23 protein-coding genes are annotated in these 23,036 nt (G+C 54.4%); all 23 read right to left on the minus strand.

What is annotated here, in order from left to right:
• Nucleotides 1-50 precede the first annotated feature (50 nt).
• The 23 genes from NYE48_RS17125 to NYE48_RS17235 all read right to left on the minus strand — a co-directional run bounded on the left by NYE48_RS17125 (nucleotide 51) and on the right by NYE48_RS17235 (nucleotide 22,945).
• Nucleotides 51-932, minus strand: coding sequence for an NAD-dependent epimerase/dehydratase family protein (locus NYE48_RS17125; RefSeq protein ID WP_036710129.1), 882 nt, complete (start codon nucleotides 930-932; stop codon nucleotides 51-53).
• A gap of 159 nt (nucleotides 933-1,091) precedes the next feature.
• Nucleotides 1,092-1,784: a DnaD domain-containing protein gene (locus NYE48_RS17130; RefSeq protein ID WP_036710126.1), complete on the minus strand. Its 693-nt coding sequence runs from the start codon at nucleotides 1,782-1,784 to the stop codon at nucleotides 1,092-1,094.
• A gap of 18 nt (nucleotides 1,785-1,802) precedes the next feature.
• Nucleotides 1,803-3,098 carry an asparagine--tRNA ligase gene (gene asnS, locus NYE48_RS17135; protein ID WP_036710124.1) on the minus strand — a complete coding sequence of 432 codons (1,296 nt, stop codon included), beginning with the start codon at nucleotides 3,096-3,098 and terminating at the stop codon, nucleotides 1,803-1,805.
• Between the two features lie 51 nt (nucleotides 3,099-3,149).
• On the minus strand, nucleotides 3,150-4,358 hold the full coding sequence (locus tag NYE48_RS17140) for an acetate kinase (protein ID WP_212946767.1): 1,209 nt from the start codon (nucleotides 4,356-4,358) through the stop codon (nucleotides 3,150-3,152).
• Nucleotides 4,355-5,227, minus strand: a complete 873-nt coding sequence (locus NYE48_RS17145) for a 3-hydroxyacyl-CoA dehydrogenase family protein (RefSeq protein ID WP_036710120.1) — start codon at nucleotides 5,225-5,227, stop codon at nucleotides 4,355-4,357. The genes NYE48_RS17140 and NYE48_RS17145 overlap by 4 nt, the downstream gene beginning before the upstream one ends.
• A 147-nt stretch (nucleotides 5,228-5,374) precedes the next feature.
• A complete protein-coding gene (locus NYE48_RS17150; RefSeq protein ID WP_340999553.1) occupies nucleotides 5,375-6,877 on the minus strand; it encodes an AAA family ATPase in 1,503 nt (500 codons plus the stop codon).
• Nucleotides 6,877-7,401 carry a hypothetical protein gene (locus tag NYE48_RS17155; RefSeq protein WP_212946770.1) on the minus strand — a complete coding sequence of 175 codons (525 nt, stop codon included), beginning with the start codon at nucleotides 7,399-7,401 and terminating at the stop codon, nucleotides 6,877-6,879. Before NYE48_RS17155 ends, NYE48_RS17150 begins: the two co-directional genes overlap by 1 nt.
• Before the next feature lie 416 nt (nucleotides 7,402-7,817).
• Nucleotides 7,818-8,333 carry a cell wall elongation regulator TseB-like domain-containing protein gene (locus NYE48_RS17160; protein ID WP_036710116.1) on the minus strand — a complete coding sequence of 172 codons (516 nt, stop codon included), beginning with the start codon at nucleotides 8,331-8,333 and terminating at the stop codon, nucleotides 7,818-7,820.
• Between the two features lie 24 nt (nucleotides 8,334-8,357).
• Entirely contained in the window at nucleotides 8,358-9,668 is a 1,311-nt protein-coding gene (locus NYE48_RS17165) for an amidohydrolase (RefSeq protein ID WP_340999554.1), read from the minus strand.
• Nucleotides 9,634-10,308, minus strand: a complete 675-nt coding sequence (locus NYE48_RS17170; protein WP_036710109.1) for a redox-sensing transcriptional repressor Rex — start codon at nucleotides 10,306-10,308, stop codon at nucleotides 9,634-9,636. The genes NYE48_RS17165 and NYE48_RS17170 overlap by 35 nt, the downstream gene beginning before the upstream one ends.
• Before the next feature lie 60 nt (nucleotides 10,309-10,368).
• Nucleotides 10,369-13,221, minus strand: coding sequence for an ATP-dependent DNA helicase DinG (gene dinG / locus NYE48_RS17175; protein WP_340999555.1), 2,853 nt, complete (start codon nucleotides 13,219-13,221; stop codon nucleotides 10,369-10,371).
• Nucleotides 13,222-13,360: 139 nt separating this feature from the next.
• Nucleotides 13,361-13,993: a tetratricopeptide repeat protein gene (locus NYE48_RS17180; RefSeq protein WP_036710106.1), complete on the minus strand. Its 633-nt coding sequence runs from the start codon at nucleotides 13,991-13,993 to the stop codon at nucleotides 13,361-13,363.
• A 117-nt stretch (nucleotides 13,994-14,110) separates the two neighbouring features.
• Nucleotides 14,111-14,494: an aspartate 1-decarboxylase gene (gene panD / locus NYE48_RS17185; protein WP_036710102.1), complete on the minus strand. Its 384-nt coding sequence runs from the start codon at nucleotides 14,492-14,494 to the stop codon at nucleotides 14,111-14,113.
• A 3-nt stretch (nucleotides 14,495-14,497) separates the two neighbouring features.
• Nucleotides 14,498-15,379, minus strand: coding sequence for a pantoate--beta-alanine ligase (gene panC, locus NYE48_RS17190; protein ID WP_340999556.1), 882 nt, complete (start codon nucleotides 15,377-15,379; stop codon nucleotides 14,498-14,500).
• Complete coding sequence (panB, locus tag NYE48_RS17195) at nucleotides 15,376-16,248, minus strand: 3-methyl-2-oxobutanoate hydroxymethyltransferase (protein WP_036710094.1); 873 nt, start codon at nucleotides 16,246-16,248, stop codon at nucleotides 15,376-15,378. The genes panC and panB overlap by 4 nt, the downstream gene beginning before the upstream one ends.
• A 246-nt stretch (nucleotides 16,249-16,494) precedes the next feature.
• Nucleotides 16,495-17,472: a biotin--[acetyl-CoA-carboxylase] ligase gene (locus tag NYE48_RS17200; protein WP_340999558.1), complete on the minus strand. Its 978-nt coding sequence runs from the start codon at nucleotides 17,470-17,472 to the stop codon at nucleotides 16,495-16,497.
• Nucleotides 17,465-18,730, minus strand: a complete 1,266-nt coding sequence (locus NYE48_RS17205; RefSeq protein WP_340999560.1) for a CCA tRNA nucleotidyltransferase — start codon at nucleotides 18,728-18,730, stop codon at nucleotides 17,465-17,467. The genes NYE48_RS17200 and NYE48_RS17205 overlap by 8 nt, the downstream gene beginning before the upstream one ends.
• Nucleotides 18,731-18,764: 34 nt before the next feature.
• On the minus strand, nucleotides 18,765-19,928 hold the full coding sequence (gene bshA, locus NYE48_RS17210) for an N-acetyl-alpha-D-glucosaminyl L-malate synthase BshA (protein WP_212946783.1): 1,164 nt from the start codon (nucleotides 19,926-19,928) through the stop codon (nucleotides 18,765-18,767).
• Nucleotides 19,929-20,052: 124 nt separating this feature from the next.
• Nucleotides 20,053-20,754, minus strand: coding sequence for a bacillithiol biosynthesis deacetylase BshB1 (gene bshB1, locus NYE48_RS17215; protein ID WP_212946787.1), 702 nt, complete (start codon nucleotides 20,752-20,754; stop codon nucleotides 20,053-20,055).
• Complete coding sequence (gene mgsA, locus NYE48_RS17220; protein ID WP_036710090.1) at nucleotides 20,751-21,170, minus strand: methylglyoxal synthase; 420 nt, start codon at nucleotides 21,168-21,170, stop codon at nucleotides 20,751-20,753. Before mgsA ends, bshB1 begins: the two co-directional genes overlap by 4 nt.
• 21 nt (nucleotides 21,171-21,191) lie before the next feature.
• A complete protein-coding gene (gene dapB, locus NYE48_RS17225; protein WP_036710086.1) occupies nucleotides 21,192-21,995 on the minus strand; it encodes a 4-hydroxy-tetrahydrodipicolinate reductase in 804 nt (267 codons plus the stop codon).
• A gap of 27 nt (nucleotides 21,996-22,022) precedes the next feature.
• Nucleotides 22,023-22,559, minus strand: coding sequence for a tetratricopeptide repeat protein (locus tag NYE48_RS17230; protein WP_036710083.1), 537 nt, complete (start codon nucleotides 22,557-22,559; stop codon nucleotides 22,023-22,025).
• A 56-nt stretch (nucleotides 22,560-22,615) separates the two neighbouring features.
• Nucleotides 22,616-22,945, minus strand: coding sequence for a nucleotide pyrophosphohydrolase (locus tag NYE48_RS17235; protein WP_212946789.1), 330 nt, complete (start codon nucleotides 22,943-22,945; stop codon nucleotides 22,616-22,618).
• Nucleotides 22,946-23,036: the final 91 nt, after the last annotated feature.

The raw sequence follows: 23,036 nt of genomic DNA on the forward strand, positions 1-23,036 counted from the left end.
AAGAAAAGCCTTTCCCCGCAGGAAAAGGCTTAAAACAAGGCGAAGTTTCATCATCTTTCGGCAGACATACGGCCGATCAGCGCCGGCAGCCAAGCACGAAGCGGCTGGAACTCGAAGCCCAATCGCTCCGCTTTGCTCGTATCCATCACCCACGAATCGGGAACGCCGAACGGGGATTGGTCCTCATCGCGAACCTGTTTGGCGATCACCGCTTTTTTGCCGGTTTCTTTTTCGATCCACCCGATCAGCTCGGACAGCTTCACTACCCCTTGCGAGCATGCGTTGATCGCTCCTTCGACGCGCTGCTTTCGCAGCCAGGCGAGGAACGACGCCGCTTCGCCGGAGGATATGAAACACATCTCCGCCTTCAGGTTCGGGATGCCGATCGGCTGCCCCTGCTTGATATGATCGATATGGAACTCCAGCCGGCCCGTGTAGTCGTCTTCGCCCAGCACGATCGGAAAACGTACCGCCGCGACCGGAAAATCGGCCTGCTGCAAAAATACCGCTTCCGCCAGCCGTTTGGCTTCCCCGTAGGAAAAATCGTCTTTTCCGCCGAGCGTTACCGGATAAATATACGGATTCACGTCGTTTTCTTTATGTTTGCGCGGAGCCGGGTCATAGACGGACAACGTCGAAGTCAGGATATATCTCCTTACCTTGCCTTGAAACACTTCGCAGGCATCCTTGGCGGCTTGCGGAGAATAACAGATATTATCGAAGACGGTATCCCACTCCTGCCCCGCTTCGACCGCTTTCATCAGCGAAGTTTTATCGTTGCGGTCCAGCTGGATGCGTTCCACCTGGTCGCCAAATTCGTCGCTTGTATTTCCCCGGGTGGCGATCGTCACTTTAAAGCCTTCGTCCAAAAGCAAACGGACAAGCCTTTTGCCGAAAAAGCGCGTTCCACCCAAGATTAATATGTTTTTCATGGATGTCCTCCCAACATCGATATTCGTTCAGTCCATACTCTCGTTTCCTATGTATTTTACCACAAAAGCGTGCCCTCCGAATGCACCGGAAAGGCACGCTTTACGTGGAATTTCAAAACATCTCGCCATTAAAATGCCCGCCGCATGCGGTCCGTCATGTTATGCTCGTCCGCCATTGCGGAATTTTTGCGTATAGGCTTTGGCATCGCTGACCGTTTTGACCCGGTTGCGGCTCCATTCCAGCAAAATCCGGTCGATGTACCGGAAATGCACCTTCCCGGCAAATACGGCCTCCTTCAGCGCCATGCGGATCAATTCTTCCGGATAACGGTCCTGATCGATCCATCCGGAGATGGCCTCCAGTTCCATCGGCGACAGGGGCCGTCCGAATTCCTTCTCGAACACGACGAACAGATTGCGGCCCGCTTCCTGCTCCGGACCGGTGTCCGAATGCGGGCGTGACGCGGGAGTGGACCTGTTTTTCCGCTGATCCGCCAAAAGCATGCCCAGCTTCTCGAACAAGCCGGACAAATTGTACCGCTCGTATTGAATGTTGCGGAGCTCGTCAAGTTCTTCGTCGATGCTGATCATACCTGCTTTCAGCAGCTTCTGTAGGCTCTGGGCGATGGCTTGGGCCGAGACGCCCATCACCTCCTGAAGTTCCTCCAGCGTCGGAAAATCTTTGTGTTCCACCTGCTTGAAAGATATCAGATGGATGAGCAGCAGCACCTCTTGATCGCTCAGCTTCAGTTTGCGGTAATGCCGGAGCAGCACATACGGAATGACCGCCATGCCGGATCCCAGGCCGAAGGAAGCACCCTCGGCCCATGCGTTCCATCCTGCGCCGTCCATGAGCTTCACCTCTCTTTATTAAGGGTAGAGGCGATACAATGTGCGAGGGAACGGGATCGTTTCACGAACGTGATCCAGTCCGCAGATCCAAGCTACCGTACGTTCCAGCCCCAGACCGAATCCGGAATGCGGCACCGTTCCGTACTTGCGCAAATCCATGTACCACTGGTACGTTTCCATCGACAGGTCATGCTCCTTGAAACGCTGTTCCAGCAGGACCGGATCGTCGATCCGCTGCGAACCGCCGATGATTTCGCCATAACCTTCCGGCGCGATCATGTCCGCGCACAGCACGACCTCCGGACGGTTCGGGTCCGGTTTCATGTAAAACGCCTTGATTCCCGCCGGATAATGCGTAATGAATACCGGTTTGTCGTATTTCTCGGCGATGGCCGTTTCATGCGGTGCCCCGAAGTCTTCGCCCCACGGGATGTCGAAGCCTTCTTCCTGAAGGAATTTGATGGCATCGTCATACGTAATGCGCGGGAACGGCGCTTGGATGTTCTCCAGCTTGGAAATATCGCGTCCGACCGCTTCCAGTTCCTTCTTGCAGTTTTTCACGACGGATTGCACGACATGCGTGATGAACTGCTCCTGGATCTGAAGGCTTTCTTCATGATCGGTAAAGGCCATTTCCGGCTCGATCATCCAGAACTCGATCAGGTGGCGGCGGGTTTTCGATTTTTCGGCGCGGAACGTCGGCCCGAAGGAATAGACTTTACCGAGCGCCATGGCCGCAGCTTCCATGTAAAGCTGGCCGCTTTGCGTCAAATAGGCGTCCTCTTCGAAATATTTCGTGTGGAACAGGTTCGTCGTTCCTTCCGCGGACGTCGGAGTCAAAATCGGCGGATCGACCAGTGTGAATCCGTTTTGATCGAAAAATTCCTGAACGGCGCGGATAATTTCTCCGCGGATGACCAAAATGGCGCGTTGCTTCGGCGAACGCAGCCACAGATGGCGATGGTCCATCAGAAAATCGATGCCATGCTCTTTCGGGGTAATCGGATAATTTTCGGTCAAGTGAATGATTTCAAGTCCCGTTACCGTCATTTCATAGCCGGACTGGCTGCGCGGCTCCTCGCGAATGACGCCGGTGACGTATACCGAACTTTCCTGCGTCAGGCTTTTGGCATCGTTCCATACCTGCTCGGAAACTTCGTTTTTCACGACGACGCCCTGAATATATCCGCTGCCGTCACGCAGCTGCAGAAACTGGATTTTTCCGCTCGAACGTTTGTTATGAATCCAGCTGCCGATCGTAACGGTCTCTCCTACGTGCTTGTTCACGTCACGAATCACACTTTTGGTGGCCATGCCTAAATCTCTCCCTTTACAATAACTTGCTTGTATTCGATGATTTCGCGTCTACGACTTCAATCCTTGTACGAGGCGGTTCGTGTCCCGGGCGATGACAAGCTCTTCGTTGGTCGGGACCACCAGAACCTCCACTTTGGAATTGGCCGAAGAAATGCGGCGCGGTTCGCCGGAACGGATCGCGTTTAATTCCTTATCCAGCTCGACGCCCAGATACGTCAAATTTTCGCATACTTTTTCACGCAAAACAACCGAATTCTCTCCGACGCCTGCCGTAAAGACGATCGTATCGACGCCGTTCATGACGGCGGCATACGAACCGATGTATTTGCGGAGACGGTATTCGTACATGTCGAATGCCAGCTTCGAATTGGCGTCGCCGTTTTGCATCCCTTCGGTAATTTCCCGCATGTCGCTGCTGATGCCGGAAATCGCCAAAAGTCCGCTATGTTTGTTCAGCATCGAGTTGACCTCGTTGACCGTCAATTCTTCCTTGTTCATGACGAACGGCACGATCGCCGGGTCCAAATCGCCGCTGCGCGTGCCCATCATCAGGCCTTCAAGCGGCGTCATGCCCATCGAGGTATCGATGGAACGTCCGTTTTTCACGGCCGTGATGCTGGCTCCGTTGCCGATATGGCAGGTGATGATTTTCAGATCTTCGATTGGACGGCCCAGGAATTCCGCCGCGGCTTGGCTGACGTAATCATGCGACGTGCCGTGCGCGCCGTAGCGTCTTACTTTATGCTTTTTATAGAGCACTCTCGGAATGGCGTACAGGTACGCATGTTCCGGCATCGATTGATGGAAGGCGGTATCGAAGACGACAACCTGCGGAATGTTCGGCATGTTGGCTTCGGCGGCCTTGATCCCCATCATGGAAGCCGGGTTGTGAAGCGGCGCCAGGTCGAAGAGCTGGCGGATTTTGGACTTCACGTCGCTGTCCACGACCGCGGACTCGCCGAAATATTCGCCGCCGTGAACGACGCGGTGCCCGACCGCTTCGATTTCGTCGACCGAACCGATCACGCCGTGCTCAGGGCTTGTCAGCAGACCGAGCACTTTACGAATGGCCGTCGTATGCTCCAAAATTTCGCTCACTTCCGTCACGTCGGCCCGTCCCGCAGGTTTGTGCGTTACGATGGAGGAATCCATGCCGATCCGTTCCACCAGCCCTTTGGCCAGCACGGATTCGTCGGTCATGTCGTACAGCTGGTATTTAAGGGAAGAACTTCCCGCGTTAATGACTAAAATTTTCATACCCGGTCACCATCCTTGTCGTACTTGAAGAAGCCTTCGCCTGTTTTGACGCCCAAATGCCCCGCGCGCACCATCTTTTTAAGCACGATCGACGGACGGTATTTCAGCTCGCCGAATTCCCGGAACATCCGCTCCAGCGCCGCCAGGACGGAGTCGAGGCCGAAACGGTCGGCCATCTCCAGCGGTCCGTATTGGAACTGGTATCCGATGCGCATCGCGTCGTCGATGTCCTCGGGAGAAGCCACGCCTTCCTGGAGGATATGCAGCGCTTCGTTGATCATGAGGCAAATCATCCGGCTGGAAACGAAACCAGGGGATTCATAGACCATGATGCCTTTTTTATGGACGACTTCCTCAACGAAACGTTTGGTTTCCGTAAACGTCGTATCCGAAGTTTTCAAACCGCGGATAATTTCGACCAGGTCGACTTTGCTTACCGGATGGATGAAGTGCATGCCGATCACCCGCTCCGGATACATGGTCGAGCTGGCCAGCTCCGTCAGGCTGAGCGAAGACGTGTTGCTGGCAAGAATGATATGGCTAGGGCATACTTGGTCCAGCTGCGAGAACACGACGCGTTTGGCGTCCAGGTCTTCGGAGATCGTCTCGATGACCATGTCGCATGTGCCGAGCTCCGCAAGATGCACCACTTTATGAATTCTGCCCAAAATCAATTTTTTTTCTGCTTGGGTAATGGCCCATTTTTCGAGCTGTTTGTCCAAGCTGAGCTCGATCATGGAATACGAATAATCGAGTTTTTCCGGCGTTTTCTCCACGAGCAGCACGTCCAGGCCGCGCGTCGCCAGCATTTCGGCGATGCCTTGGCCCATCGTGCCCCCGCCGATTACGCCAATCTTTTTAAAGTACATGTTTCTCTTCCACCTTCCTATGGCCACTTGTTTGCGAATTTTCTATGTCGTACCCGTATCTTTAATGTAGGAGGGTACATGGTGACCCAAACTATAATAATAACTTAGCACAGAAAAAAAGTAAAAAAAAAGAACCAGCATCACAAATTATGCTGGTAATTGGGAATGTTCACGAAATAGTCGACGAAATTGGTCTCCGGACAGCGTTTCTTCCTTCAGCAGGATATCGAGCGACTGTTCGTAAATCGTCCGGCGTTCCTCCAGCATCGTCCGCGTCCGTTTCATGAGATCTTCCAAAATGGCATTGTTTTCTTTCATCAGCTCTTCTTTCGTCACCATGTCCAAATCGACGATGCCAAGGGACGTCAACCCGGATTTCATCATGGTTTGCACGATGTTCAGCGCCTGCTCGAAGTCGTTGCTCGAGCCGGTGCTGCGTCCGCCGTAGAAAATCTCCTCCGACGCGGCACCGCCAAGGGCGATCATAATTTGCTCCTCCAGGAACGTTTTCGTGTACAGATATTGTTCCTGGGTCGGATTATGCCGCACGTAACCAAGCGCTTTGCCGCGCGGGCTGAGCGCAACCTGGCTGACGCTTCCCGGACGGACAAGCTCTGCCATGATCGCGTGACCAAGCTCGTGAATCGCGACCCGTTTTTTCTCTTCGAGCGTCGATTCGCGGTCGGTGCGTTCGCCCATCATCACCTTGTCTATGGACATGGACAAATGTTTTTGTTCGATTTCTTTTAAGCCTTCGCGCATCGCGTAAATGGCCGCCTCGTTCATGACGCTCTCGAGCTGCGCCCCGGAAAAACCAAAGGATTCCTCGGCGATTTTCCCGAGGTCGACGCCCTCTTTAAGCGGCTTGTTTTTCGCATGCAGCCGGAGAATATGCTCGCGCCCCTTTTTATCGGGCAGGTCGACCTGGATATGCCGGTCGAAACGTCCCGGACGGAGCAGCGCGCTGTCGAGCATTTCCTTGCGGTTCGTTGCCGCGATAAGCAAAATTCTCGGACTGTCGGACGAATAAATCCCGTCCATTTCGGTCAGCAGCTGGTTCAGCGTCTGATCGTATTCGCGCTGCTGGCCGCCTTCGCGTTTGCCGCCGATCACGTCGATTTCATCAATGAAGATGATCGCGCTTTGTTTGTTTTCCTTCACGGCGCGGTTGCGCGCTTCGCGGAACAGCTCGCGCACGCGACCGGCGCCGACGCCGACGTACATTTCGACGAATTCGCTGCCGGACGAAGCCACGAATACGGAATCCGTATAATGCGCGGCCGCTTTCGCCATGAGCGTTTTCCCGGTTCCCGGAGGTCCCGTCAGCAGAATCCCTTTCAAAGGACGGATGCCGAGCTTTCGGATTTCTTCATGCTTGATCAAAAAGTCCAGCGCCTCCATCAGCTCCTGCTTCGCATGGTCCTGCCCGCCGATTTCTTCGAACGTCAGCTTCTTGGGCCCTCTTTTTTTGCGTTTGCGCTCCGCCCCGGCTCCTACGGCCAGTCCGCCGCGAACGCTCGCCATGAAAAGCAGCCCGCCGATCAGCAGCGCCGCAATGATCAACGGAATGATATTGACGCCGATATAAGCCAAAAATATGAGCAATACCGGAACGAAACCGACCAGCACCTCTTTGGTCCATCTTGGCATTATTCCCACACCCCTATCTTCGCGGGGTTCCGGGGCAGCACGATAAACTTGCTGGAATCGCCGTCGCTAAGGCTGATATACACGTTGTCCGTATCCATCTCCGTTTGGGTTTTGATGCCGGAATCTTTGGCCATTTGCTCCAGCTTGGCCGGAATTTCGGTATATTTCTTGTTGTCCATCGCTTCGGCGACGGAGAACATCGCGGAATTCCAGAAACGGTTCAGCTTCTCGGAGGAATGGTCCACGAAATCGAATTTCAGCTTGCGGTTGCCTACCACCGATTTTCCTTTGGTCGTAATTTGGTCTACAAGTCCCGATAAGTTCGTGTCAGGCTTCAAATCCAGTTTCAAATTGATCTGATTGCGGGTAATATCGAATTGGGCGTTGTTGACGCCTTTATAATTTTGAACGATTTTTTGCAGCGGCCCTTGCATCGTCGTCTGGCGATAAACGAACCATCCGCCGAACAGCACCGCCGCCGATATGACAACAGTAAGCGCAATTGGTATTGGACGCAGTTTCAAAACGTTGTCCTCCTCTCTTATTCTAAAAAATTATCTCTATCTGCTTAGATTGAATTAAAGCAAGTCACCTTCGAAAAACGAATTCCCCGTGGAATCGAAGAATGACATAAAAACTTTAATTCGTTCTATCTATATCATACGAAAAATAGACAACCGCGGCAAAGGAGCTCTAAGCAAAGCTTCTAAGTCACGGTCATTCCAAACTTTTTCAATCTGCATTCAACACGACGGTCACACCATTTTCAGAGAGTATATCTTTGAATCACAATATAGAGTATATCACATCGTATATACTAAATCGAAGGTAATGTGTGAAAGTATTTAAAATATTATCCTGCGCACGCCAAAGAACCCCATTTTCATGAGGTTCTTTTCCATTTATTAGCTAATGATTCGCATCAATGCGTTTAGGCGGATTAACGGTTAGGCAGCGTAAAAGGACCCCCGATGCTTTGGCCGTCGCTGAACCGGTAGAATTGATAATAATAATGATCCTTGGACCAGTAAAAAAGCTGCCATGCGTATTCGCCGTTGTACATCCCGGGCACGACCTTCAGCTTTTTGACGTCCGGAATTTCCTTCGTCGCTTTTTCCTTGATCTGATTTTCCGACATGCCGTTGGAGAGCAACTCTTCGTGCACCGCGCCCTCGCCCGGTTTCACTTTGCCGTTTTCGTCCATCGTCACCCACACCATGATCGGACGGTTGTCTTTGTCCAACCCTTCGATCGCCCAGCAGATCGTATCCCATACCGATTTTTGGGCTTCGGTCACCTTCACGAGGCTTGTCTCCTGTTTGGCCTTCAGAATGGCCGCCGTCTCTTGCGCGCGGATATCCTGCGTTACGTATATGTAATAACGGTAAAGCCCGAACACGATCAGCAGAAACGCGACGATGCCGAGAAAAATCCATTTCTTTTTGTTCTTTAGCATAAGTTCCCCTATCTTTGGCCGTTCTTACCGGGACAAGAGACCTTCGAACGCGGCTTGGGCTTCCCGGCGGATGCGCTCTTCGTCCATCGTCAGGCACGCGCCATGCTTCACGATCTGCTTGCCGTCCACCCACACGTGTTCGACGTCTTTGCCGCTAGCCGAGTAGATTGCATGGGAAATCAGATCGGTATGCGGGAGGAAATGGGCTTGGTCGGTATTCAGTGCGATAAAATCGGCTTTCATGCCCGGCGCAAGGGTACCGACGTCCTGCAGGAAAAGGGATTGCGCTCCGTATACCGTTCCCATTTTCAAGGCTTCGTAAGCCGGAACCGCCGTCGGGTCGCCGGACACCCCTTTATGGATGAGCGCCGCAAGACGCATTTCCTCGAACATGTCCAAATTGTTGTTGCTGGCCGCGCCGTCGGTGCCGAGCGAGACCGTTACGCCCGCTTTGAGCAGATCCGTCACGCGGGCCACGCCGCTCGCCAGCTTCAGGTTGCTGCCCGGATTGTGGGACACGGCCACGTTGTTGCGCGCCAATATGCCGATTTCTTCATCGGTTAAGTGAACGGCATGGGCGACCAGGGACGGTCTTGAAAATACGCCGAGCTTCTCCAAATGGGCGACCGGCCGCAAGCCGTAATCCCGAACGTTTTGCTCGACCTCGGCAATCGTTTCGGACATATGGGTATGCATCGGCAAATCCAGGTCAAACGCGGCCTGCACGAATTTCTCGATGAAATCCGGAGGACATGTATACGGCGCGTGCGGCGAAATCATCGTCGTGATCCGGCCGTCCGCCTTGCCGTTCCAATCCCGTGCGAACTGGATCGCCTCGTTCAGCTTGTGACGCTGAATGTCCTCGGAGCATAACCCGATGACGCCCCGCATGAGGGACGCGCGAATTCCCGACTCTTCGGTCACCTTTGCGACTTGGTCCATATGGTCATACATGTCCAGGAAGGTGGTCGTCCCGCCCTTGAGCATTTCCAGCACCGACAGCGCCGTTCCCCTATAGACGTCGGAAGAGGTAAACTTGGCTTCCATCGGCCACATTTTCTCCTGCAGCCAAATTTGCAGGGCCAGGTCGTCCCCGTACCCCCGCAGCAGCGACATCGCCGCATGCCCGTGCGTGTTGATCAGGCCGGGCATAAAAAACAGATGCGTGCCGTCGAATACGGGAACATCGTTTTCAAGCTCCGGCATTTCTTCCCCTATATAAGCGATGCGGTCGCCTTCGATGACCATGCAGCCCTGGATTACGGGCTTGTCTTGGTCAGGCACGGCAAAGCTGCCGTTTTTAATGATCCATTGGTTTGTCTTGTTCTCCGCCATCGGCTGAATCGTCCTTTCCGTTATTCAAATAATAAGCCAGGCTCAGCAGGTCCGTCGTGAAATCCGCCGCATGGATCCGGATGTTGGCCGGCGCCTTCAGAATGGTCGGCGCGAAGTTCAGGATCGCCTCGATCCCGGCGCCAATAAGCTGGTCGGCCACGTTCTGGGCCTCGACGGCGGGCACCGTAATGATGCCGATCCGGATATTCCGGTTTTTGATCGTATCCGTGATCTCTTCCATCGGCTGCACCGTCAGCGTATTGATTTTTTTGCCGATTTTTTTCGGATTTTCGTCGAAGACCGCCACGATTTTAATGTTTTCGCGCAGGTAAAAGTTGTAGTTGGAAAGCGCCTGTCCCAGGTTGCCGGCGCCCACCAGCACCGCGTTGATCTGCTGATCCAGGTTCAGGATGTGGCGGATCTTTTCAATCAGGTACGAAACGTCGTATCCGATCCCTTTCCGGCCGAAATCACCGAAATACGCCAGATCCTTGCGGATTTGTGCCGGGTTCAGGTCCAGTCGCTGACCAAGCTCCTGGGAGGAAACCGTCGCTACCTCCCGCTTGTGCAAATCATTCAAATAACGTAAATATACAGGCAATCTGCGGACGACCGCTTCGGAAATTTTCTCCGATTTCATGCATGTTCCCCCTATTTAACAGCTTAAATTCTATCGTTCGATCCTATGAAAAGGGTCGTATTAACCTTCTTGAAGCCATTCAGATATACGGGGAACCATTTTTTCCGTATTCATATGCTCCATCTTTGGCCCCGGCAAGGAATAGAGAAAATATTTCCCGTAGTAAGACTCGATTACGCGCGTATCGTATACGATGACGATTCCGCGGTCATTCGCCGTACGAACCAAGCGGCCGAAGCCCTGCTTAAAGCGGATGACCGCCTGCGGCACGGAAAGCTTCATGAACGGATTTTTCTTCTGGCGCTGCAAAAGTTCGGCTTTCGCTTCGTTCAGCGGGTGATTCGGCGGCTGGAACGGAAGCCTTACGATCGCCAGGCAGGTCAACGCTTCGCCGGGGATATCGACTCCCTCCCAGAAGCTGCTCGTACCGAGCAGCACCGAAGCGCTGCTGTCTTGAAACCGGCGAATGAGCTTGGTGCGGCTGCCGCTGTCCACGCCTTGGCCGAGCACGGTGATATCGCTGCCCGCAAGGGCGTTTTTCAGCGGTTCGTGCACCTGCCGGAGCATCCGGTACGAGGTGAACAGCACCAGCATTCGGCCATGGGTTGCGATCGCCGCGTCGGCCAGGGACCGCACGAGCGTGTCCACGAACACCGGATCGCCGACGCTTCCTTTTACGCTCGGGAAATCCCGCGGAATGACCAGCAACGCCTGGTCGCGGTATTTGAACGGGGAAGGAAGCTGCACGGATACCAGCCTGCCGCTCTCCTGGTCTTCCTGCAGACCAAGATTATCGATCATGTATTGGAAGGACTTGTCGACCGACAACGTAGCCGACGTTAATATAACGCTTTTCTTTTTATCGAAAAACAACTCCTTGAGCTGTTTGCTGACGTCTACCGGAACCGCATACAGCTGAAGCGATTTGCTGCGGAAATGGCTGCTTGCCTCCATCCAATAAACGACGGTGGCATCGTCCAGATTCATGAACGCCCGCAGATCGTCGCGTTCGGCAGCCAGATCCTTGAACAGGCCGCTAAGATCCGTTATCAGGCTGTCCGCGCTGTAATCGTCTTCGTTTTCCTTGTATTCGGCCAGCATTTTTTCGCCGCGGCGGACGATTTCGCTCATTTTCACATGGATCTGGTTCTCCATCGCCTTCAGTGTTTCCCATTCCTGCGGCCATTTCGACGGCTGGAGCCTCAGCACATATTGCCCGGATTCTCCCGGCGCGGCGTCATTCCTTTCCGGCATCAGGGCGAAAAGGGATTCGCTGAGCTTGTCCCAAGTTTCCTTGACGTCGACCAAATCTTCGCTGATGCGATCGATCGCCGCGATCCAGTCGCCGGCCCGCTCCTGCCCGGACGACTGCAGTTGTTGGCGGAGGGCGATAAGCTGTCCGCTCCGCGAATCTTTGTACAGACGCGTAAGGGTGTGGACGACGCTGAAATATTTCATGTGCAGCCCCAGATGTTTGCCGGCAACGTCCTCCAAATGATGGGCTTCGTCAATGACGAGGCGCTCATAGGACGGCAGCAGCTGATGACCCGCTTTAACGTCCGTGAACAGCTTGGAGTGGTTCGTAATGACGACGTCGGCGATGCCCGCTTCATGTTTCGCGCGGTGATAATAACATTTGCGGAACCACGGGCAGGCGCGGCCCAGGCAGGAATCCGAATCGCTGCTCACCGTTTCCCAGAAGTCGCCGCCCCTTCCCCCGAGATTCAGCTCCTCGTCGTCGCCGTTTTCGGTTTGCGCAAGCCATACGATCATCTGCGCAGCGGTAATCGTATCTTCCTTGGGATTAAAAAAGTCTCTTCTGTTTATTTTATGTTCAAATTTTCTCAAACACAAATAATGTTGTCTTCCCTTAAAGACCGCCGCCTTGAAAGGGAACGGCACAACCTGCGTCAACAATGGCACGTCGCGCTCCCGCAGCTGCTCCTGAAGGTTGATCGTGTGCGTGCTGATCATCACCTTTTGCTGCTGCTTGACGCTTTGGTAAATGGAAGGAATAAGGTATCCCAGCGATTTGCCGGTACCCGTTCCCGCCTCGATCAGCAGATGCTTGTCCTCGTTCAGCGCGTTCATCACCTGATCGAACATGATCGTTTGCGGTTCGCGCTCCTCGTATTGGGGCATAATAGCCTTAAGACGATTTTGAATTTCGCCCAAATATTCCTTGAACTCCACCCCGGCGAGAGGGTTGTCGTCCCCTTCGTCCCGCGGCGGTTTCATTTCCGTCCAGTCTTCGACGGCCAGGGCAAACTGGCGGTAAAACGTATGGCTGTTCAGGTCCTGAATCGGCTCCTGTTCCTTTTCCTGGCACAAGCCGTCAAAAAACCATCCCAAATCGCTGTCTTCGTCGGCAAACAGTTCGGTGAGCCGCTGCAGCGTGATGAGAGGCAAGTCCCTGAGTTCTGACAGGCATTTCAAAAATACATAAGCCGTCGCCAATGCATCGCTGTCCGCCTGATGGGGCCGGTCATGCTGGATGCCGAAATGCGACGTGACCTGGCCCAATTGGTAGGAAGTCAGGGACGGAAAGCATATTTTAAGAAAATCCAACGTGTCGAGAATGCGCCCGGAAAACGGGAGATATCCGGAGCTGTCCAGCGCGTTTTGCAAAAAATTGAAGTCGAACGCGACGTTATGCCCGACCAGGACGACGTCGTCCAGCATCGGCACAAGCTCCATCAGCATCTCTTCCAGCGGCGGCGCATCCGCCACATCCTCTTCCGTTATACCGGTCAGCCCCGTAATAAACGGCGGGATTTCCACCGTCGGTTTGACGTAGGAACCGTACACGCGGGATATCGTCAAATCTTCTTCTATGATGGCAAGTCCAACTTGAATGATCTCATCGGCGGACTGGTTGCCTGTTGTCTCAAAATCCAGTACGGCAAATTTCATGATCAAAATTAATCCTTTCATTCCAGTCTCAATTACCAGCATAACAGAAGATTTCACATTTGAAAATTAAAGGGCAGCAAAAAGGCGATGCACAAGGCGCTACCCGGAGCGCATGATGCATCGGCCTTTTTGCTGCTTTCTACATCATCGATATGAGCTGGCTGCCGTATTGAAGCTGGCCGCGGTTCTGCTGGCACACCTTCAAATTGATCAGCGGATCGGGCAGCGTCGGATCGCACTGCAACGCAATGGTAAAAAACTCCTGGGCTTTGCTTGTTGCTCCATGCTTCACGGCAATGCATCCCAAAGCATTGTAAATCATCGCTTTCAGCTTTTGGCTGTTGGCGAGCGGCAAAATCCATTGGAAATGTTTTTGGGCCGCTTCCGTTTCGTCCAGGTGCAAATGGGACATGGCCAGATACATCCGGGCCAAAAGGCTGTCGGGATATTGACGGATGACTTGGGCAAACTGCTGCGCGGCTTGGCGGTACATCAACAACCTGAAATACCCCTGCCCGCGCACGAATGCGTTCATTTCCAATTCGGGCGAGCTCTGATCTGAAAACAAGGTGGCAGGCACCTCGACATGCTGGCGGAATTCCCCCATTTTTTCCTCAAAAGATAACCATTCATCAATAATGCCGTCGCTCATCGTCTTCAGCATATTCCATTGTTGGATCAACTGATGTTTCTGGGTTTCCTCCGCCGTCGGGTAATGTTTCATGATTTCATCTAACATGTGGTTCATTTCCGCGAAAACATGCTGGAACATCGCTGCATCCCACCCTTAAACTAAAAATGAAATCAGTGCGGTCACCTGCATTCATTTTTTGTTGAACGGGCTGTTTTCATTCTCCGCGGAGCCTGCCATTCCTTGTCTTCATAAACGTTAGATGATGGTTGCGTGCACTTCCTTGCTCATCGTTGTCAGCGGCCGATTGGACTCGTTGACGAACACCACTCTCGGCTTATGGTTTTTGATCTCCTCATCGGACATCATGGCATAGGACATAATAATGACCGTATCCCCCGGTTGCACCAGGCGTGCCGCCGCCCCGTTGAGGCAGATGACGCCGCTCCCGCGCGGACCCGGGATCACGTACGTTTCGAGCCGGGCGCCGTTGTTGTTGTCGACCACCTGGACTTTTTCGTTCTCCAGCAGGTCGGCGGCTTCCATCAAGTCTTCGTCGATCGTAATGCTGCCTACGTAGTTAAGGTTCGCTTCGGTTACGGTGGCGCGGTGTATTTTGGATTTCATCATCGTTCTGAACATGTCTCATTCCCCTTTCGAATGGAGCAGGCAATTGTCAATCAGGCGCGTTCTGCCGAATTTGACGGCCAGCGCCATCAATACGGATTCATTGTGTTCGATCACCGGCTCGCCGTCCGCAAGCGGCGCAAGGGCCGGAAATGCGGCGACTTCGACGTAATCGATGACGGCCAGCGGGGATTCGCTGATCCGGGTGGTCAAAAACCGTTTGGCCTCGCCCGCGGTCCGGATTCGGCCGCTTTCGACCGCTTCTTTCGCCTCGCGAAGGGAACGGGAAAGTACCAGCGCTTGCGTCCGTTCTTCCGGGCTGAGGTACACGTTCCGCGAGCTGAGGGCCAGCCCGTCCTCTTCCCGTACAATCGGGCAAGGCACGATCGTCACGTTAAAGTTCAAATCGTAAACCATCTGCTGGATCACGGCCACCTGCTGCGCGTCCTTCATGCCGAAAAACGCGTAATCCGGCTGCACGATATTAAACAGCTTGCCCACCACGGTCGTCACCCCGTCGAAATGTCCGGGGCGGGACGCGCCGCAAAGCCCGGAGGTTACCTCGGATACGGCGATTTTCGTTTTGGTCGGCTGCGGGTACATCGTATCCACGGTCGGAAGAAATACAAGATCGGCGCCGGCGTTTTCGGCCGCGGCCAAATCCCGCTGTTCGTCGCGAGGATATGTTTCAAAATCCTCCCCCGGCCCGAACTGGATCGGGTTGACGAATATGCTGACGACGACGATGCCCGTTTTCTCCTTGGCTGCCCGGATCAAGCTGGCATGCCCTTCATGGAGATATCCCATCGTCGGCACCAACCCGACCGTTCCTATATCCTTTGCCGCTTTCAAACTTCGTATTTCTTCCCTAAGCTCTGCAATCGTTCTGACGGCTTTCATGCGTTGTTCACCTTTTCCCGGCCTCTGCCGTATAGATTATCGATGACGTGATCGTCTGCCGTAAATACATGGCTCTCATCCGGGAAAGAACGTTCTTTCACTTCTTTGACGTATTGAGCCAGACCCTCGCGGATCATCGTTCCGGCATCCCCGAAGGTTTTTACAAATTTTTTGGCGCGGTACGGGGAGGCATATTGGAAAATATCATGGAAAACAAGCACCTGGCCGTCCACGCCCCGGCCCGCGCCGATGCCGATCGTCGGGATGGACAGCTGCGACGTGATGTAAGCCGCAACCTGTTCGGTGACCAGTTCCAGGACGACCCCGAACGCGCCCGCTTTCTCCAGCGCTTTGGCGTCTTCCAGCAGGCGCTGCGCATCCTTTTCGTCTTTCCCTTGAATCCGGTACCCCCCGATTTGATTCACCGACTGGGGCGTGAGGCCGATATGGCCCAAAACGGGAACGCCCGCGGCAACGATCGTTTCGACCGCCGCGCTGATTTCTTTGCCGCCTTCCATTTTGACGGCATGGGCATGGCCTTCCTGCATCAGCCTGCGCACGTTGCGCAGCGTTTCGTCGATGCTCCCGTGATATGTCATAAACGGCAAATCGGCGACGACGAACGTATTGCCCGCCCCCCGGACGACCGAACGCGTATGGTACACCATGTCGTCGATGGTGACCGGGAGGGTCGAATCATACCCGAGCACGACGTTGCCGAGCGAGTCGCCGACCAAAATCATGTCGACGCCCGCTTCTTCGGCGAGGCGCGCCGTCGGGTAATCATAAGCGGTAACCATGCTGAGCGCCGTGCCTTCCTCTTTCATTTTTTTCATTTTAACGATGTTGAGCGGATGTTTCACTGCCATGTTTGCAGCCCCTTCCTTCGGAATAGTGTTGGAAAAACAAAAAAACCTTTTAGCAGATCACTAAAAAGTTCCGAAAGGGCAAAAAAGAGTCACTTGCGATCGTCCCTTCTGTCTCGGTCCCTTCGGCTCAGAGCAGAATCCAACGTATGCATTATGCTGTTGTGATTGCTTGCACATGCAGAGTGCAGTTCGGTCCCTTGCCGATACCGCCTCTACATGTCAGTATATCAAATCCTTCGCAAAATTTCATCGTCTAAGTTCGACATCTCCGGAAAAAACAGGCAATTCCCGCCCGTCCTCCGTCAGGATGACCAACGCGCCGTGAGGGTCCAGCTTCAGTGCCTGGCCCGTTACGGGACCCGATGCGGCTCCCACGGTGACCCGTTTGCCCAAAGTGACGGACAACGCCTCCCACAACGAGGCGATCGGCGCAAATCCTTCCTGCTGGTAAAGCCGGTACAACGTTTCGAATTCTTCCATCGCCGCCGCGATCAATTGCACGCGGTCGACGGGGTGACCGGCTTCTATTTTTAAAGAGGTTGCGACCGATTTGAGCTCATCCGGATAATCGTCGGGGTCCAGGTTCGCGCTGATCCCGATGCCGGCGATGCAGTAACGGACATATTCGTCCTCCGCCGCCGATTCCAAGAGGATCCCGCAGATTTTGCGGCCGTCGACCAGGAGGTCGTTCGGCCATTTCAGCCCGGCCATGACGCCGGTCGTCCGCCGTACCGCCCTGCACACCGCGACGCCCGTCAGCAGCGTCAGCTGGGGCATGTAATGCAGCGGTTGTTTCGGTCTTAGCACCAGGCTCATCCATACGCCTTTGCCTTTGGGAGAAAACCATTTCCGCCCGAGCCTGCCTTTGCCCCCCGTCTGCTCCTCGGCAACGACCAGCGTTCCCTCCGGCGCCCCGGCCTCGGCGAGCGCCTTGGCTTCCTCCTGCGTGGATACCGTCGTTTCAAGCACTTTCAGCTTCTTGCCCGCGGTATTCGTCTTTAACGTTTTCAGCAGCGTCAGCGTGTCGATCCGTTCCGGTTTGTTGACGATCCGGTAGCCCTTGTTCGGGACGGCCTCGAATTCGTACCCGGCTTCCCTCAGCTTGTTGATCTGCTTCCAGACGGCCGTGCGGCTGACGGACAACCTGCGGCTGATTTCCTCGCCGGAAACGAACTCCTGCGGGCTGGCGAGCAGCAAATCAAGCAGCGTTTCTTTTTCACTCATGGGTTGATATCACCTGTTTCGCTTCTTCGATTAATCGGTTATGGTCGTTCGGCAGCTCGCGCGAACTAACGCGTACAAGCAGCCCGTTCAATAGTTCGCCCAACCACGGCCCGCCTTTCCGTCCGGACAACGCAAGCACGTCTTTGCCCGTGACAGCCAGCTCGGACATGTGGTATACGGCCATTTCTTCCATCCACGCCCGTCCGTTTTCCAATACGTCCTGCGGATAACCCCCAGCGGCTTCCCCCGCCTTCAGCATATCGGCCAGCCTCAGCCAAGATTCGGAGGTTTCCCGTCCGAACCGAAGCACGATCCGGATCCACTCCAGACGGCAAGGGGAGGTACGGTCCATGGCTTCGACGGCTTCTCCGACGTTTAAAATGCCGACAATCCGCTCCCGAACCGTATTGGGAAAGGTCCAATCCCGGAGGTACGCATTCGCTTTCTCAGCCGGCACAGCGCAGGCATATAACAGCAGCGCAAACCGGATCGCCGGTTCTTCGGGAGAGAGATCGTCGATCAGGCGGATAAGCCTTGCCTCGGACGCATAGGGAAAAGGAACCTTGGCATAAGCCGGCAGCTTGCTGCGGTAAAGCAATCCCAGCCCTCTTGACGGCTTGCTGCCGGCCATCAGCTTCTCCAGCTCCACGCGGAAGCGCTCCATCGCTACGTAGCGGATGTTTTCCCGTTCCTCGAGCAGCCCTTTCCAAGTGCGGTAGGCAATGTTGAATCCGAACACCGAGGCAAACCGGATGCAGCGCACCATGCGCAGCGCATCCTCTTGAAAGCGTCCTTTGGCATCGCCTACGCAGCGGATCATGCGGGCCTCCAGGTCGTTTATGCCGTGAAACGGATCCACGACATTGCCTTCGATATCCCTGGCAATCGCATTTATCGTAAAATCCCGCCGCTTCAAATCTTCCCGCAAATCCCGCACGAACGCGACTTCGGCAGGCCGCCGATGCTTTTCATAAGCTCCTTCAACACGGTATGTGGTCACCTCGAAGGCGCAGTCCCCGCTCAGGACCGTAACGGTTCCATGCTGGATGCCCGTCGGGACCGTCCGTTCAAATACGTCCTGCACTTCTTCCGGCAACGCGGAGGTCGTAATGTCCATGTCGTCGACCGGCCTGCCCATCAGCTCGTCCCTGACGCAGCCGCCGACCCAATAAGCCTCATGACCATGCTCAAGCAGCTTTGAAATCACTTGTTTGCCCTGCTCCGCCATCGCGGGATCGGCTTGTTTCCATCGTACCAATATCGTTCCTCCCTGCCTCTCGTCCGAAGCCGGATCAGCCGCACACCGAATCGAGCTCCGGAACCTCGCGCCCAAGAACGCGGTAATAAATTTTCTCGTACTGCTGGGTAATCAGCCCGTCGCAGAACTGTTCGCATGCCCTTTTGACGCAGGCCTCCTTGAACGTGGCTGCAAGCGCATCGTTGGACAACAGCTGAACGGCGTAATCCGCCATGCGCTTCGTGTCGCCGATCGGCGCCAGAAATCCGGTTTCGCCATGGACGACTAGCTCCGGAATGCCGCCGGCAATCGAACCGATCGTCGGCACGCCGCAAGCCATCGCCTCCAGCGCGACCAAGCCGAAGCTTTCCTTTTCCGACGGGAGCAGCAGCACGTCCGCCAGGGAAATCACTTGCGCGATGTCGTCCTGTTTACCTAAGAACAACACTTTTTCCTCGAGGCCGAGCTCCCGGATTTTGCATTGAACCTTCGGCAGGTCCGGACCTTCCCCGACGAGCAGCAGCTTGGAAGGCACTTTCTCTTGGACCTTCGCAAAAATGTCCACGACATCCCCCACCCGTTTAACGGGCCGGAAATTGGAAATATGCATCAATATTTTTTCGTGCGGTTCCGCGTAGTCTCCGCGCAGCGAGCTGATGTCCCGCGGATAATATATCCGTTTGTCGACAAAGTTATAGGTCAGGTCGATGTCCCGGCTGATGTCGAGGACCTCGCGCGTCTCTTGGATCAAATCCCGGGAAACGGCCGTTACCGCATCACTTTCGTTGATGGCCAGGCGGATCAGGTCCTTAAGCGACTCGTCCTGGGCCAAAACGGTAATGTCCGTGCCATGGAGCGTCGTAACGACTTTCAATTGATCCCCCACCATCTGTTTGGCCAGGAATGCGCAAACGGCATGCGGAACGGCATAATGGACGTGCAAAACGTCCAGCTGCTGCATTTTGGCAACCTGCGCCATTTTCGTCGCCAGCGACATTTCGTACGGCGGATAGCGGAATACGTAATAATCGCTGACCTCCACCTCATGATAAAAAATGTTTTTGTGAAACGTGCCTCCCAGCCGAAACGGTATGCTGTTCGCGATAAAATGGACCTGATGCCCTTTTTCGGCCAAAAGCTTCCCGAGTTCGGTGGCAACGACCCCGGAACCGCCAAGGGAAGGGTAACACGTGATTCCTATTTTTAATGGTTGACTCAATTCTGCCTGCCTCCCTTATGAAGAGAAGTATATGAACCCGTATGTTCCTAAAGCGTGAAATAGTCAGAACTGACCCCCCGCAACATGGCTGAAGATCAGTCCTGACTTTGATTGAAAGGCATCTCTACATGAATTTGTCCACGAGGAACGGCGACCGCGCCGCGAAACCTTCCGCATACGGAATAAGCCTGCGCTGGCCGGTCAGCTTGTCCCGGGAACGGACGCGTTCGATATAACCTTGATTGAGCGGGGTCGAAACGGCATCCTCTTCGCCAAGCCCGCTCTCGAACTGCGAACGGTAGCATAGAAGCGCTTGTTCTTTTCTCTCCTGCTCGGCGGTAATGTCCACCATGACGTCCGTCCGGCCCATATCATTTATAAAGTAAAAATACAGCTGATCTACCTGCACGGCAGGCATCTCGGGCATATAGCGGCGGAGTTTCGCGTTAAAAACCGCCTCCTCAACCAGCCGGCTGCAAGCGACGTGATCCGGATGCCGGTCTTCCCAATAAGGCGCGAACACGATCCGGGGAGCGTAACGTCGTATTTCCTCGGTAATCCGGCGCACGTGCTCCGGAGTGGCGAATAACCCCCGATCCGGCAATCCCAGGTTGCTCCGCATCGCCAGCCCAAGCACGCCTGCTGCCGCATCGGCTTCCTGCCGGCGCCGCTCCACGGTGCCGTTGGAAGACATCTCGGCATAAGTCAAGTCGCAGATGCCCACGCGGTAACCGGCGTCCACATGCTTGATGATCGTGCCGCCCATGCCGATTTCAGCGTCGTCCGCATGAGCGCCGAAAACCAGAATGTCCAGCCTGTCGCTCATTCCTCAACACCCGGCTTGTATTTATGTACCAGCTCGCGCCATGCGAAATCGCCGCGGTCCAGTGCTTTCACCAAAATTTCCGCCGTCGCGATATTCGTTCCGAGCGGAATGCCCTGCACGTCGCAAAGGCGCAGCAAAGCGTTGATATCCGGTTCATGCGGCTGAGCCATCAGCGGATCGCGAAGGAAAATGATCAAATCCATTTCGTTTTGGGCGACAAGCGCCCCGATCTGCTGGTCGCCGCCGAGCGGCCCCGACATAAAACGGTGGATTTTCAGATTGGTGTTCTCCATGATCCGTTTGCCGGTCGTCCCGGTGGAGTACAGCTCATGTCCTTCAAATACATTTTCATAGGCCGTCACAAAATTGACCATTTCGTCCTTTTTGCGGTCGTGTGCGATAAATGCGATTTTCATCCTGTCCCACTCCTTCGGAAGCTACTCTATAAAATGATCAAATCCGTAAACCATGCCGGTATAACCCATAACCTTTTCGATCGCCATTTTCACCCCAGGCATATAACCTGCCCGTTCATAGGAATCATGACGGATTTTCAGGGTTTGGCCGAAGCCCCCGAAAATCACTTCCTGCTGCGCGAACACGCCCGGCAGCCGGACGCTGTGGATCCGGAAGCCGTTATAATAACCGCCGCGGGCTCCGTCAATCGTCTCTTCCTCTTTCGGATTTCCCTGGCGGATTTCTTCGCGGTTCTGGGCGATCAATTCGGCCGTTTTCACTGCGGTCCCGGACGGAGCGTCCAATTTCTGGTCCCCGTGGTACTCGATAATTTCCAGATGCGGGAAGTATTTCGCCGCTTGCGCGGCGAATTTCATCATCAAAATGGCGCCTACCGAAAAGTTCGGCGCGATCAAGCCGCCGATGCCTTTGCTCTGGCACTGCTTGTCCAACTCTTCGATTTGCTCCGGGGTGAACCCGGTTGTCCCGATGACCGGACGAACGCCGTGAGCAACCGCAAGTGCCGTATTGGCATAAGCAAATTGCGGTGTCGTGAAATCAACGAGGACATCCGGCTTCGTTTCTACCAACGCTAACTCCAGATCGTTTGTCACTTGGACCCCGCAGGCCGGCAGACCGACCAGGGTTCCGGCATCGGTGCCTTGCTGGGAGCGGTTGACCGCTGCCGCCAGCTCCAAATCCGGATCCTCAAGAACCAGCTTGACGACCTCTTTTCCCATTCTTCCGGCAGCCCCGGCGACTGCAACTTTGATTCGATTTGACATGCGCTTTTCCCCCCGCTTTTTTCTTTGCTACGTAGTGGAATCGTGCAAATAGGTGCTCAATCGGCTTTTGAACTGGTCAAGCATGCTTTGCAGTCCGTCATCCTGCGGCTGCAGAGCCATGGCTTCTTTTAATGAAGCGATCGCAAGCGCATGCTCGTTAAGCTGGCTGTAAGCCACGGCAAGCCAAATGTACGCCTCCGCGTAGAGCGGGTCAAGGCGTACGGCTTCCTTCAGCACGGACACCGTTTGATACAGTTCGCTGGCGGGTGCCATATCGCCCGAGTCGAGCACCTTTTTGGCATCCTGCACGATTCGCATCGATTGCAGATGCTGAAGATTGAGGGCGTATTCCGCTTTATCCGGTTCCAGCTCGCAGGCCTTTTGTGCATGTTCGAGCGCTTTGTCGATTTTTCCGCTTCGCGCATAGGTCACAGAGCACCGGTAACGAATTTCAGCGGACGCCGGATTCTCCGCAGCAGCTGCCTCAAACCACTGAAGAGCCCCTTCGAAATCATTTTGCAAAATGCACTGGTAAGCATTTCGAACGAATTGTTCGGATTTCATCCTGCCGTACTCCCCCCTGTTATTACAGGCTATTGTACAGCATATGTATGACGGGCTTATTCGGTGTCCTTTTTCGTCCAACGGTTTGCGTCCCGCGTATTAAATTTATGCATGACCTTGTCATGCGCCTCCGTCAGGTCAATGCCGAGAGAGTTGGCGAAACAGATCGTGATGAACAAAATGTCGCCAAGCTCAAGCTCGATGGAGTTTTCCTCCTCCGTGGCTTTTTTCGGCTTTTCCCCGAAGCGGTGGTTTACCTCGCGAGCCAGTTCGCCCACCTCTTCCGACATCCGCGCCAGCATGGACAAAGGACTGAAATATCCTTCTTTGAACTGGGAGATATACCGGTCGACTTCCTTTTGCATTTCAGCCAGTGTCTTTTCCATTTCGGATGGACCATCCCCCTTAAATCTGCATTTTTCACCCCGATTAGACAAGGTATCAGTTTACTCCATATGTTATCGCAAAGCCGAAATG

The sequence above is a fragment of the Paenibacillus sp. FSL M7-1455 genome, assembly GCF_038004655.1.
Lineage (GTDB): Bacteria > Bacillota > Bacilli > Paenibacillales > Paenibacillaceae > Paenibacillus_AQ > Paenibacillus_AQ cookii.